This window comes from Paenibacillus sp. RC21 (genome assembly GCF_044907935.1).
Lineage (GTDB): Bacteria > Bacillota > Bacilli > Paenibacillales > Paenibacillaceae > Paenibacillus > Paenibacillus terrae_A.
Map to the genome: position 1 here is coordinate 204685 of NZ_JBIYCS010000005.1, position 13747 is coordinate 218431.

Here is a 13747-nt window from a genome sequence, read left to right on the forward strand (position 1 = left end):
AATTCGCAATCCTGTGCAGAGGTCTTTTAATCGTGCCCGATTGCAATCCACAGAATCAAACCTTCACAAACCGAACCTGCATGTCTGCGTTCCACAGTGAACACCGCCGAATCTCTCTGACAATTCGTTACAGATACTATTACCCCAGGCATGCTCGCATTACCTGTGATTGCATAACGTACATCCTGGAATGGCTGCTCAAACACAATGCTCACATCATCCCTGTCCGCTTCTGCGGGAATGTAAAAAGGAATGCTGCCAAACCGTGTTGAGGCCACTCTTGAATTAAATGTATGCTCACGAAGAAGCCCGTCATCATAAGTCACGTTAAGCGGAGGTTCGTCATCATCCGTAAAAGCAGCAGCAGGCTTGTCAGCGGACAACGCTACCCGCTGCTGCTTGAGGCGATGCCTGCCTTCAGCAATGTGAATACTGGTAATGGAGCAATCCAGCAACGATTCCTGCTCTGACTGACCTCTGTATGCTATAGACGATATGCCTTCTTCTGTATTATGTTCCGTATCTGCCTCAGGCACAGACAGCAGCAGTACAGACGCCCGGTTCATCAGCATGGCTTCCTCCAGTGTCTTGGGAAGCTTATGCTTCCGCCATGCTGCTTCATCCACAGTGATAGGGTCATGAGCTGGAGCATGGATATCCACCATTGGCTTTACACTTGCCGTTTCCCGCTGGATCGGTTTGCCGGATACGGAAGACGTTTTATTTTTGTCTATTCGAGGGGAGGGAACCGCGTTGGAAGGGTTACGCCGCGCTGTTCTTTTATCCTTACTATTATGGTTCATACGATGGTTCATAATGAACGCTCCTTTGGACAGGAGTGAACCAGCGGTCGCTCCGCTTCATTCACCCGGCTGGGAATTATGCTAATGCCTATACGATAGCCTATGCTCACAGCTGGGCTCATGTCACTACGTTACGCAATCCAGCATGATTTGCGCCCAGCGCTGTGCTGAATGCTGCCATAAAAATCGTTTTCGCACCTCGTTAAGCCCGGCCTCTCCCATGCGCCGCCGCAATTCAGGCTGCTGAAGCAGTCCGATGACGGCAGCGGCCATTTCCTGCTCCCCCTGAGATGGCGAAACAAGCCAGCCCGTCTCCCCGTGCCGTACAATCTCCGGAATGCCGCCTGTATGGGAAGCAACTACGGGCACGCCTGCGGCCATCGCCTCCAGATTGACCAGCCCGAAGGCCTCATCTCTCACCGAAGGAACAACGGTCACATCGGCCAACTGATATAGCGAGGCCAATGCCGGATGGGGAACATAGTCGAGAAACTTGACGTGCTTTCCCATCCTGAGCTTACGCGTCTGCCGATGCAGCGACACCGAGTAAGGCGTGAGGCGATCCTGCCCGTAATAGGCGCTGCCCGCAATGAGCAGCAGCACATCCGGGCAGGTACGGGCGATGCGCGGCAGGGCCTTGAGCAGCCGATGAACGCCTTTACCCGGTACCAGCCTGCCCGCGTAGAGTACGATGCGACGGCCTTCCCAGCCGAAATCGTTCAGCCGTGCCGCTCTGACCGCTTCCGCCGCAGGGGTCCAGCGCGGCAGGAAATCGCCGGGATGAATGCCCAGCTCATTTATAGCGATGCGTTGCCTGACAGCATCAGAGCTGTCAGCGGTCACGGCTGCCCGCATGTAGGCGCTGTTCACGATGATCCGCTCCATCGGCTGCAGAGATCGATCCACTTCCTTCCGTTTGAGGTGCGGCTCCCGGATGAAAGTGGTCGAATGCAAAGTTAGCACGACCCGGCTATCGGGCAAAGCGTTGTGAATCGCATATGCCGCAGCCGGGCGGTTGTGTACATCCACCACCGCAGGTGACCATCTTTTCAGGTCAGCAATCACCTCGGGAATATAACTTGGCCCCTGCTTATAACGTATGCATGGCACCCCGTCCACATCGGCGTTATCCGGTACCTCTTCTCCCCGTATGCCATATATCTGTACCTGAAGCTTATCGCTGGCCAGCGGTACCGTATGGGCAATAACCCGCTCCACCGAGCTGCTGCGGGGCGAAGGTATAACAAAAGAGCCCGGTGTAATAACTGCTACCTTCGGCCTCTGCATCAGCCCTGCACCTTCTTTCCTCTTTGATTCAAGCTCTCTCCTGCAAATTCTCTTCAACACTCATGGTGTATCATATCGTCCCCCTGCCTGAAAGGTGCCTGGCTCCTCACTTTGGGCAAGCAGCAAGGCTACCGTCCATGCCTGGCCGATCTTTGATACATATGATGGACTAGAACCACTGAATTGTCAGTTGGAGTCACAACAAGGAAGGGCGGACATACCCATGCTGCATGTCGGCGTCATGCTCAACCCGGCAACGTACCGGGGCATCCCCGCCATGAGGACCGGATATGAATCACTCGCCAATTACGTGGACACCGGGTTGAGCCATGAGCTAATCCCCTGCTTTCTTCGTTTGGAGGAAATTCATATACCGACCGGAACATGCCGGGCTTTTGTTAAACACGGTAACGGCTATCAGCAGATGACTCTCCCGTTGCCACGGGTCATCCACAATCGGACTCTCTATCGGCAAAACGAAAACGCCCGTGAAATCAACAGACTGGTGCAGAACGGAATTTATATCTTTAATGAACAAAACCGTTTCCGTAAGGACCACATACATGCGATATTGCAGGAAGACCCTCTGCTGCACCCCCATCTTCCGCGAACGCTACAAGGCAATCCGGCTTCGATTCGTACCTTGATGGAGCAGACCGGAGATGTCATCATCAAACCAAGCAGCGGGAGCATCGGCAAAGGAATTATGCGCCTGAGACATTCCCGTAGTGACTGGACTTTACAATGCGCACATCCCGCTGTACCCGATCGCTGGACTACACTGCGCCTGCATGCTGGAGAACTGCCTTCATTTCTGCACAAGCGGCTGTTGCATAGTCCTCATATCGTGCAGGAAACTTTACCGCTCGCTTTGTATAACAACCGCCCTTTTGATATTCGCGTGACGGTTCAACGCGGATATGGCAGCATTTGGAGCGTAACGGGCATGTTTGCCAAAATTGCTCCCTCCCACACCTTCGTTTCCAATGTGGCGCAGGGTGGCTCAGCCCGTTTCTTGCCAGAGGTGCTGTCACAGGTACAAACGGCTCAGCCAATGAACGCAGCCCGTCTAATGAATGAATTGGAAAGGCTCGCGTTGCAAATCGTCCATAGGCTGGCACAAAACCTTCGCCGGCTCGCCGATGTCGGTCTGGACCTGGGCATTACGCAAGAAGGCAAGATTGTTTTTATCGAATGCAACGGTCGCGATCAGCGCTACGGATTCAGCCAGGCGGGCATGAACAATGTCTGGAAAGAAACGTACACTAAGCCGATGGCTTACGCACGTTGGCTTCTCGAACGGATGCCCCCGGCGGACACTGCCCGTTCACTCGACCGTCCACTGTATTGATTTACGTCACATTCTGTGTCAATATAATTCAGAGCGGCCGGACATGTTCCGGCCAAGACGGCTCGGAAATGAACAAGGGGGATCTGAAATGGCAAAACAGTGGCTGCGGCTCATGACTGAGCTATCATCGCGCAAGTGGGTGTGCCGGGTTGTGGGTTCCTTCGCGCAAAGCGGTGCAAGCCGACTTTTTATCCCCACCTTTATACGTACGTACCAGATCCAGACGCATGAGGCTGAACAGGAATGGAAGGAATACCGTTCCCTGAACGCCTATTTTACACGCAAATTAAAAGCGGGCATGCGCCCGATTGATACGAACGCCGAGGTGATGACCAGCCCGGTGGATGCGCGGATTACGTTCACTGGCCCAATTACGTCCGGCACTATTTTGAATGTCAAAGGTCAGGACTATACGCTGGATGAGTTGCTTAACCGTTCGCCGCGTCTTGAGAAATACACGCACGGCTATGCCTTTGTGCTGTATCTCAGCCCGACCGATTATCATCGTATTCATGCGCCGGTATCCGGTACACTGGTGGAGAAGGAGCATTTGCGCGGCAAGGTATATCCGGTGAATGACTTCGGCTTACAGCACATGAGAGCGGTTCTGAGCCGCAATGAACGGCAGATTACGTACATAGCCCATGAATACGGCGAGGTGGCGGTCGTCAAGGTTGGCGCGATGAATGTAAGCAGCATCAAATACACCGATGATGAAGCTGTCTCATGGGAAAAAGGCGAGGATCTCGCATATTTCGAGTTTGGATCAACCGTCGTTTTGCTGACCGAAAACGGCACGTTTGATCCTGACCCTGCGCTGAAGCTGGGAGATGTGGTTAGAATGGGGCAGCGTCTCGGTTGCTTCCGGCACGATCCCAAAGTGTAAGCACGTTTGCCGTTACAGCATGACAACAGCAACATATATGATAAAGGACCCGACATCATTGCTCAGGTCCTTTTTTGTGTTTATCTTTTTATTCGTTATAGGAAATATGCTCAGAACCACACGTTCACCGCTCCGTCGCTTGGCTACAGCCTGTCCACCCGCTCATTCCTTCACCTGATCTCGGATGGACTTTTCCCCGTGTACTGCTTGAATTGGCGGCTGAAGAAAAAAATATCGCGGTATCCCAAAGCCTCTGCCACCTCAGTCACATTCATTCCGGCATGTAGTAACAGATGCTGTGCGCGCTCAATTCGCATGCTGATGATATGAGATTGAGCGGAAACACCCAGCAACTCCTTGAATTTGATTGAAAAATAGCGCGGTGACAGCCCTGCCCGTGCCGCCAAATCCTCGACGCGATGAGGAAGCCCGGGATGCTGGCGCACATAATTGGCCGTTTCCCGGATGACCTCGGTGAGCTGGTGGCTGGCCGACCGCTCCTGCGGCTCCTTGCGGTCGGCACGCAGCAGATGTATCATGAGCTGCTTCAGGATTAGCCTGCACTCCTCCTCGGCCCCGTAAGCACGTTCCAGGCGCAGACGGACGTACCTGGCAAGCATATGCTCCACCTCGATCGTTTCCTCCAGCATACGATAGCTTGCAGGTATGATCTCCGGCTGCTCGGTAAGATCAAAATGAATATAGGTAAGTATTAGCGGCTTTTGCGGGTTATGTGTAGCTCGGGTATCATCCCCCGGCTTGAACAGGAAGCAGCTTCCTTTGCTTACCGGATAGGACTCCCCGTTCAATACAACCGTTCCTTCACCGCTCCATACATAAAATAAATCATAGTTTGGCATCGGCCTTTCACGCACCTGCCATTTCCAGCCCGGCTCGCACACAATTTTGGCAAAGGCGGACAACAGGATGAACGATGACGCAGACGTATCCAGCAAAATCTGCACCTCCTTATGCTATTCTTTCGTTGTCCCTGATCCCGTTAAATTATAATATAAGCGCAGAACAGCCATTACGCAAAAAATAAAGCCTTCCCTCCCCATAGGTTTTATGCTCCAGCAGGTCAGGAGAGCTTCGTTAGATCAGCCCATGTATATTCAGCCGTTCGCCTGCTCCGCAAGCAAAGCATCCAGTCGGATCATAGATAACACATAAATCAGGACAATCTCCAGCAACGAAGGAATAGGTGACACCTCGTCCGGTCCGTGGACATTTCCATGCTCTTGAGGGAGGAAAAGCGTTTTTCTTTTTCAGGAGCGCTTTTGCGTGACGCTTACCGTGTGTGATGCTATAATATGTAATCAAAATGACTTGGAAGGATGAAACCGGAATGAATCCACTGGCAGCGCAGTTAAACCGCAACATTCAGGCAAGCAACGAGCATGTATATGAAATGCTTTCTCTTTTAGGTAAAGAGATTTATTTCCCAAAAGAAGGAATTTTGAGTCAATCCGCAGAGGCGGGGAAACTTGCCAAGAAGTACAACGCTACGATTGGTATTGCTACCGAGGGCAGCGGCCCTATGCATTTGGGGGTCATTCAGGAGAAGCTGTCCGCATACAGCCCCAAGGACCTGTACCCTTATGCCCCCCCTGCGGGCAAGCCTGAACTGCGTAGTGTATGGCGGGAAAAAATGCTGAAGGAAAACCCGTCGCTCGCTGGAAAAAGCTACGGCCTACCGGTGGTTACGAACGCGCTGACTCATGGATTGAGCATCGTTGCCGACCTGTTTACGGATGAAGGGGATGCTGTCATTTATCCGGACAAGAACTGGGAAAATTATGAGCTGACCTTCGGTATTCGCCGTCATGGACGATTGGTGAATTTCCCGTTGTTCACAGAGGATCAACGTTTTAATAGTGAGGGGTTACGTGAAGCGCTGCTGGCGCAGAAGGAATACGGCAAAGCCATCGTTGTGCTGAACTTCCCGAACAACCCGACCGGCTATACACCGGGAATCGAAGAAGGCAAAGCGATTGTTGCTGCCATTCAGGAAGCAGCAGAAGCAGGCATCAATGTTGTAGTTGTGACAGATGACGCTTATTTTGGCCTGTTCTTCGAGGATTCGCTGCATGAATCGCTATTCGGCCAGTTGGCTGGACTTCATCCAAGAATTTTACCAGTCAAAATTGACGGAGCTACCAAAGAAGAATTCGTTTGGGGCTTCCGTGTCGGATTTATTACCTTTGCTTCGGAACATCAGGACGTGCTGAGCGCACTGGAGCAAAAAACACTGGGAATTATACGGGCAACGATTTCCAGCGGCCCTCACCCGTCGCAAACCTTCGTGCTGGATGCTCTCAAATCACCGGATTTTGAGCAACAGAAGGAAGAAAAGTTCCAAATCATGAAAGGCCGGGCCAACAAGGTCAAGGCGTTACTTGATAGCGGAAAATACGGAGATGTATGGAGTTACTATCCTTTCAACTCGGGTTATTTCATGTGTCTCAAGCTGAACGGCTTATCCGCCGAACAATTGCGCACACATCTGCTGGAGCAATATGGGGTGGGAACGATTGCGCTGGGTGAGCATGATCTCCGTATCGCGTTCTCCTGTATCGAGGAAGAATATCTGGAAGACTTGTACGACATTGTGTATCGTGGTGTGCAAGACTTATTGAACGCCTAATCTAATCGGTACTGACTGGTTAGAGTTATAGCTGGATGGAGCGGTGTGCCGGATGTTGCGGCATACCGTTTTTTTATATCCCCTGCTGAACGATTCATTCACAACTCGAAGCACTTATCCCTCAGCAGCCAGCAAAGATTATTGTGCCAGCGGCAGCAAAATGATAACCTCCGTACCCGCTCCCGGCTCGCTCTCATACCGTATACTGCCGTTCATCGCTTCAATCATGCGAAAGGAGACTGCTGTTCCCAGCCCTGTTCCTACTTCTTTGGTCGAAAAAAACAAAGTGCCTACCCGCTCCAGATGTTCCGGGCTCATGCCTTTTCCAGTATCCTTGATATTCAGACATGCCTTCTCTTCCTGAACTGCCAGCTTTATGTCTACCTCGCCTCCATCTTCCGCAGCCTCAATCGCATTTTTCGTGATATGAATTAACGCCTGCAACAGTTGATTACGATCCGTATGTAGATATATATCATTCCTTAGCTCCGTCTGCATTCTTACGCCTTGCTTGGTCGCCATCGGTTTCAGGAGCAGAACAATCTGTTGAACCATGCCGGACAGATCCATCAGCTCTGTCTTCCCAATCTGCGGCTTGGATAAATTCAAATAGTCGCTAATGATTCTTTCAGCCCGATCCACCTCCGCCAGCGCCAGCGCCATATATCTGCGGTTTTTCCCTTCCAGCCCTGACTGAACCATTTGCAGAAACCCTTTAACGACTGTCAACGGATTTCGAACTTCGTGAGCCATGGAGGCGGCCAGTTCCCCTAACGTATTGAGACGTTCAGCATATTTGATCTTTTTTCTCATCTCTTCCCGCTCCAGACTAAACTCCATCCAGCAAGAGGCGGCTCCGATACTTAGAAATTGAATTATAGCAAACCAGAGAACCCCCTTGAACAGCTCGGCTTCATCCTGATCCAGTCTGCCGTTGGCCCAGGAATGCATCATAAGAATAACCAGCATAATCACATTCATCCATACACTCATGAGCAAGTTTATCCACACTCGGGGCAGCATACCTTTGAGCTGCATAAATCTTTTTCTCACCAAGAGAGGTACGAGATAACATAGCAGCATGCTAATCAGCCCCACCCCGATGGAATCAGGTCCAACATAAATGCGAGCCATCACCATGAGTGTTATATTCACCAGTCCTGCTCCGGGTCCAAAATATAAAACGGAGAGGATCAGCGGAACATATCGGAGATCCCAAAACAAGCCATACCAGCTATACGAGAAAATAAGACAAAGCACAGAAGAGATACCCAGCACCCCTCCCATGAGCAATGGGGCATGTTTCATATGTCGATGATCCGATAAAGTGCTATACACCAGCAAGGGTACAAAAACCAGAAATATATTCACGAGCAGCTTGTCTGCCAGCATCTCGTTGTTCCCACTTTCCAAGTGATAATGATTACATACTTCTTCTATTCTCGACAAAACGTGGCTTTTCCTCTCTATTCCCCCCTATCCGTTGAAAAAAATAAGGCGATCCGGCAATGTACCTCCACATTGGCCCAAGCAATACGAAAATGCGCTTCATAATATACGGTGTATCCTACATCACGATGACCGAGAGGAGAATGAGCATGGGAGCAGAAGAAACAAGAGGCGGTTACGGTGGTTACGGTGGTTTCGGCGCATTCACAAGCACAGGAACGATTCTGGTGCTGTTCATTTTGTTAGTGATCATCAGCAAAACGATTTTCATTTAAGCAGACGGACATCTGCGCCCACGGCTGACAAATAGCAGCTTCCCACGAAAAAAGGTTATTCTGCAAACAGCCCTTGCTGCTTGCGGAATAACCTTTGCTTTATCCACACAGGATTAAACTTCTTCTTCATCTTGACCGTCCAGGCGCCATTTCTTCGCCTGAGCGCCTCGTACCAGGTATACTACCAACACTCCACCAGCCAGCGTAAGCAGCATGGAGATCATCCCTTCAGTTCCTCTCAACAAAAAAGGAAGCCACAGGACGACCGCAACCGGCAACAGCAGCCGGACAACAAAGTCCAGGAAAGACGCGCGGCGGGTATGTGCAGGAAGCGGATAGAGCTGGAGCCATAGCGAATCCTTGTGGTACTGCCTTAGCGAAGTAATCTGCACGCCGATCAGGAATATAAAAAATATATACACAGCGATACCGATCCAGCTCGTATGCGTGATCCATATAATCAACAGGCCGAGGATACCCAGTCGTATCACCATCCCCACAGGCTCTGTGCGCACAAAGGTCTTGAACAGCAGGTAACGATAAGCTCCCCTTTTGTCCCACGGTATGTTACCACCCAACCAGGACAACCAGCGACGCGGAGTCACTCTCTGCGTAAGGGCCGGCACATCAACAAACCAGCCCAAGGTACGCATCACACGGGCAGCCTGAATACCTTCTGTGCGGATCAGGGTTTCCCATGCCACCAGCAGTTTGACCGGAAAACGCAGGACAAGCACGTACACCACACCTACCAGTATGATAAACGGCAAGCTGCGCAGCGGAGGCTGCCACAGCCATGCGGCTACCAGCAGCACTGCCAGCGCCCAGCGAAGCAGACGATACCCCATACTCGCGCCGCGCGATACCATGCGCAGCTCCTGCCAGCCGCCATAGCTGAACAGCAGCTTCAGCAGCACGAACAGCAGTATGGTCAGCAGCAGTGACTTAGGCGCAGTGTCGCTGCGGATATACAGCGGCCACGCGATCACAAGCAGCAACAGCAGGCCGAATATTTTGTACACTACGCCACGGATACGGCTGGACTTAAAATATTGGTGCATCGCATACTCCTGCGGACGCAGGAAGACGATATCGGCTTCATTCAAATACGTACGGAAGCTCACATGAGCGACCGGAACAGCTACAATGAGCATAATCCAGCGGATGGGCAAATCCGGCGGGATATGCATAATCAACGACGTGTACCATGCGGCAAAGGCAATCAGCGCAAAGCCGAAGACGACCGCCAGACCGCTCTGAATGACATAGCCGAGATAAGGCAGCACTTGTCCCCAGAACGCAACACGTCTTTCTTTATGTATACGTTGCAAATCCATGCTCATTCCCTGCCCTGTACCAGCTCATAAAATGCATCTTCCAGCGGCATGCCCGGCTTACCCGCCTGTGCTGTCACTTCGTCCAGCGTGCCCTGTGCAATGATGGCACCCTGATGAAGCACAATGAAACGATCACAATAATTTTCAATCGTGGACAAAATATGAGAACTAAGTAAAATGGACGAGCCCGAGCGCTTCATTTCCAGCATAAAATCAAGCAGGGAACGAATACCGAGCGGGTCCAGACCCAAAAATGGCTCATCAATCACATACAGCGGCGGCCCCGCCAAAAATGCGCACATAATCATCACTTTCTGGCGCATCCCTTTGGAAAGATGCATCGACATGCTTCCGCTCTTATCCCGCATACGGAACAAGTCCAGCATTTGGTCACTGCGGGTGCGGAAATCAGCTTCACTGACTCCATACGCTCTGGCGGTGAATTCCATATGCTCCATCACGGTCATTTCGGGATACAGCTCTGGAGACTCGGGTACAAAAGCAATGGCTCCCTGATACTGCTCGGGATTTTCCGCCTGCTTATGTCCCTGCACGCGGATTTCTCCCGCCTGCGGTGTCATCAGTCCCAAAATATGCTTCATCGTCGTACTTTTCCCGGCTCCGTTCAGACCGATCAGCCCCACCATTTCGCCCGGCTTTACATCCAGAGAAATCTGGTGCAGCACCGGGCGCTTGGCGCTGTATCCGCCTGTCAGTCCATTAATTTGCAATACAGGCTGTTGTTCCATGGCTCCCCCTCTTCTCACTTATCCGTTCGGTTTTGACCCTTTTTCCTTCAGCCATCTTGGTGCTCCCTTATTTTTACGATCACGCTCGCGCTGCGCTTTCCCTGCTTTGGACAAAGCTGCTCCTTTGCTCTTGCCTGGAGCCGAGCTATTTGCCGCAGTTCTGCCAGGACGACCGTTCTCACCGCGGGCAGGTGCCTTGCGGCTTTCCACTGGTGCTCCGTCAGAAGTAGGTCTGGCTTCGGATGGCCTTGCAGGCGCTCGCTTGGCATCCACCGGACGCGGCACGACAACCCGGCCTCCGTGCAACGCACGCTCCGCAATGTCGATGCCCAGTTCACGGGAAAATTTACGCATGATGAATGTTTCACGGTCGGTAACAACCGACGCAACCAATCCTTTACGTCCCATTCGTCCGGTCCGTCCTGCACGGTGAACATAAGCCTGACTGTCCGTAGCCGGATCAAAATGGATCACCATCTCCAGTCCCTCAATATCCAGACCACGGGCTGCCACATCGGAAGCAATCAGCACCTTGAGCTTGTCCGCACGAAACTGGGCCAGCACGTTGGTACGTGTAACTTTGTCCGCATCACCGTACAGGGATGCTGTAGTCAGTCCCATATGCTTGAGCTTGGCCTCAATCTCCCCGATGGCATTGGTTGTATTGACGAACACCAGTGCTTTTCTCGGATTAAAATGACGCACCAGTCGGCGCAGCATGTCCACCTTATCCCGTTCTTCGGATACAAAGTAGTAGTGTTCCAAACCGCTGGCCGTCTTCTGGTCAGGATCAATCCCGATTTCCACGTAATCCTGCATTTCCCGCTTTGCCAACGCTTGAATTTCGTCGTTCAGCGTCGCGGACAAAAATACTAACTGACGGTCACGCTGGGCAGTGCCCAAGATGTTCGTGACATCGCCTGCTCCCCCGAGCTGGAACATCTGATCCACCTCATCGATGACGATGGTTGTAATGTTGTGCATTTTCAGCTTCTTGGAAGCGATAAGTTCCCGTACACGTCCCGGTGTGCCAACCACAAGCTGCGGATGGTCCTTCAGCTTCTCGATCTGGCGCTTGACTGCCGCTCCACCGATCAGGCCGAGTACACGGATGCCGCGATGCTCCCCATAACGCTGACCTTCGCGTACAATTTGCATCGCCAGCTCCTGACTGGGAGCCAGGACCAGCTTTTGCGTAGCCTTTTTCTGCGGGTCAATGGCTTGCAGCAGCGGCAGCAAATAAGCCAGCGTCTTCCCTGTGCCGGTCTGCGAACGCGCCAATACATGCCTGCCCTTGATCATTTCTGGTATAGCCTGCGCCTGAACTGGCGAAGGCTGCGTAATCTCATGCTCAGCCAGCTTGGTCAACAGGTCTTGTTCAACGCCGAGCGATTCAAAATTCAATGTCATGAAAAGGTCCAACCCCTATACGTAAATTCGTTACTCTCCATTATATGCGAAAACAGCCCTGCAACCAAATGCAGATATTTAGTCCCGCCCTCCTTTGCTACGAAATAACAAAAAAAAGATGTCCCTCCACCATCACATGGCTTGCGGGACATCCTTTATTTTTTGTTCATCACGCCATGGCCCAGCCTGTCGGTCAGTCTGGGAGCAAGCTGATACAGCTTGAGAAAAGGAGATATCCACCGTGGCAGATTAACCTCCTCCTTGCGAAGCTCCATCGCTCTCACGATGTGCTGCGCCACCTTGTCCGGCTTTAGCATAAACCAGCCTACATTACGGACATATCCGCCCGAAGGATCAGCGAGGTCAAAAAACGGCGTGTCAATCGGTCCGGGATTAATCGTCGTTACCGTAACTCCGCTCCCGCGCAGCTCCTGCCGAAGCGCATTGCTGAACCCTAGCAGCGCATGCTTCGTTGCTGTGTAGGAGGACGATTTGGCTGTCCCGATTTTTCCCGCCATGGATGCCACATTGACGATCTGACCTGTACCTCTTGCCGTCATTTGCGGCAGAAACGCCTTGATACAACGGACAGCACCCATATAGTTCACATCCATCATTTGTTCAAACTCTGTCAGGTCTGTCTCATGAAAATACTCAAACTTCCCGTAACCTGCGTTGTTGAGCAAAATATCGACCCGTCCGTACTGCTCCATCACACGGGCAGCCACGGCCTCTACCTGCTCCTGACGAGTGACATCCAGAGGGATCAGCTCATGCCTGCCGCTAATTCCCGCCGACACTTGCTCCAACCGTTCCTGCGAACGCGCTGTCAAAATAGGAATCGCGCCCTTTTCGCTCAGCAACCGTGCGCAAAGGGCGCCAATTCCACTGGATGCCCCTGTAATGACAACCACCTTGTTTTGCAATGTACTCATGGTCATCCCTCCATATTAAAGAAACCTGCTTCTTTAATATTAAGAGATCATCACCTGAATATCCAGCTCACCGATTCCTTCCATCGTAAGCGGAATATAAAGGGCACGCTGAGGTACGAAGGAGGTCAAGTTTTCCGACTTCATGACCTGCGGAGGCGTAATGTCGACTACAATCCCCTGATTGGACAAAATCGTGCTGGCATTACCGCTGATCATATTGCCCAATTCCGAAATGGCGCTTTTGCCCATCTCATCAATTTCAGTCAAAACGAATCCGCCCATCATCGCCGAAACCATGCGCAACGCTACCTGTTCATTCAGGCCGAACACAATATTTCCGCTAAGCTGTCCGGTCATCCCGATCATAATCCAAATATGGTCTTCCACCAGCTCGACATTTTTCACACCGAGATCGCCGGGTGAGGGAGAGATTTGGATCAATTGTTCAATGACCCGCCGCGCCGACTCCAAAAAAGGATTTATCACTTCTGCCTTCACGATCATTGCGCCCCTTTACGATGGGCTTTTAGACACACAACAAAAGTCCCATTTTAATTAGAATTTTATTTTTCAAAATGATGCATAACGAATCAACCTTCAGTAAAATACTCTCTCTAT

The 13747-nt window shown here is 51.6% G+C and carries 13 protein-coding genes; 4 read left to right on the top strand and 9 right to left on the bottom strand.

Translation table 11 applies throughout. The features are described 5' to 3' along the window. Positions 1–26 precede the first annotated feature (26 nt). The gene (locus tag ABIA61_RS17995) at positions 27–815 is read right to left on the bottom strand and encodes a WIAG-tail domain (RefSeq protein WP_283653136.1); all 789 of its coding nucleotides are present in this window, start codon (positions 813–815) and stop codon (positions 27–29) included. 114 nt (positions 816–929) lie between these two features. After that, positions 930–2090 (bottom strand): glycosyltransferase family 4 protein, encoded by a 1161-nt coding sequence (locus tag ABIA61_RS18000; protein WP_283653137.1) that lies wholly within the window; start codon positions 2088–2090, stop codon positions 930–932. A 223-nt stretch (positions 2091–2313) separates the two neighbouring features. Between ABIA61_RS18000 and ABIA61_RS18005 the strand changes: the two genes are divergently transcribed. Together ABIA61_RS18005 and asd are read left to right on the top strand one after the other, a co-directional pair. Then, on the top strand, positions 2314–3441 hold the full coding sequence (locus ABIA61_RS18005; protein WP_404581094.1) for a YheC/YheD family endospore coat-associated protein: 1128 nt from the start codon (positions 2314–2316) through the stop codon (positions 3439–3441). Between the two features lie 88 nt (positions 3442–3529). Next, positions 3530–4327, top strand: coding sequence for an archaetidylserine decarboxylase (gene asd / locus ABIA61_RS18010; RefSeq protein WP_283653139.1), 798 nt, complete (start codon positions 3530–3532; stop codon positions 4325–4327). 170 nt (positions 4328–4497) lie between these two features. Here the strand turns inward: asd and ABIA61_RS18015 are convergent, their stop codons facing one another. Next, complete coding sequence (locus ABIA61_RS18015; protein ID WP_404519564.1) at positions 4498–5283, bottom strand: helix-turn-helix domain-containing protein; 786 nt, start codon at positions 5281–5283, stop codon at positions 4498–4500. Between the two features lie 392 nt (positions 5284–5675). On the opposite strand from ABIA61_RS18015, the gene ABIA61_RS18020 reads away from it, so the two are divergent. Then, positions 5676–6974 (top strand): aminotransferase class I/II-fold pyridoxal phosphate-dependent enzyme, encoded by a 1299-nt coding sequence (locus ABIA61_RS18020; protein WP_404580073.1) that lies wholly within the window; start codon positions 5676–5678, stop codon positions 6972–6974. Positions 6975–7112: 138 nt separating this feature from the next. Here ABIA61_RS18020 and ABIA61_RS18025 read toward each other — a convergent pair whose 3' ends face one another. Further along, a complete protein-coding gene (locus ABIA61_RS18025) occupies positions 7113–8423 on the bottom strand; it encodes an ATP-binding protein (protein ID WP_283653141.1) in 1311 nt (436 codons plus the stop codon). A 149-nt stretch (positions 8424–8572) separates the two neighbouring features. Here ABIA61_RS18025 and ABIA61_RS18030 point away from each other — a divergent pair, with 149 nt between their 5' ends. Next, positions 8573–8698 carry a hypothetical protein gene (locus ABIA61_RS18030; RefSeq protein WP_014277794.1) on the top strand — a complete coding sequence of 42 codons (126 nt, stop codon included), beginning with the start codon at positions 8573–8575 and terminating at the stop codon, positions 8696–8698. A 113-nt stretch (positions 8699–8811) separates the two neighbouring features. On the opposite strand, the gene ABIA61_RS18035 is transcribed toward ABIA61_RS18030, so the two are convergent. From ABIA61_RS18035 to ABIA61_RS18055, 5 genes are all read right to left on the bottom strand, one after another. Then, positions 8812–10035, bottom strand: a complete 1224-nt coding sequence (locus tag ABIA61_RS18035; RefSeq protein ID WP_404581095.1) for an ABC transporter permease — start codon at positions 10033–10035, stop codon at positions 8812–8814. A 2-nt stretch (positions 10036–10037) separates the two neighbouring features. Further along, positions 10038–10784, bottom strand: a complete 747-nt coding sequence (locus ABIA61_RS18040) for an ABC transporter ATP-binding protein (protein ID WP_025685414.1) — start codon at positions 10782–10784, stop codon at positions 10038–10040. Positions 10785–10802: 18 nt separating this feature from the next. After that, entirely contained in the window at positions 10803–12194 is a 1392-nt protein-coding gene (locus ABIA61_RS18045; protein ID WP_404581097.1) for a DEAD/DEAH box helicase, read from the bottom strand. Positions 12195–12349: 155 nt separating this feature from the next. Next, positions 12350–13129 carry an SDR family NAD(P)-dependent oxidoreductase gene (locus ABIA61_RS18050; protein WP_404581098.1) on the bottom strand — a complete coding sequence of 260 codons (780 nt, stop codon included), beginning with the start codon at positions 13127–13129 and terminating at the stop codon, positions 12350–12352. Between the two features lie 39 nt (positions 13130–13168). Continuing rightward, entirely contained in the window at positions 13169–13627 is a 459-nt protein-coding gene (locus ABIA61_RS18055) for a chemotaxis protein CheX (protein ID WP_283653145.1), read from the bottom strand. Between the last annotated feature and the right edge of the window lie 120 nt (positions 13628–13747).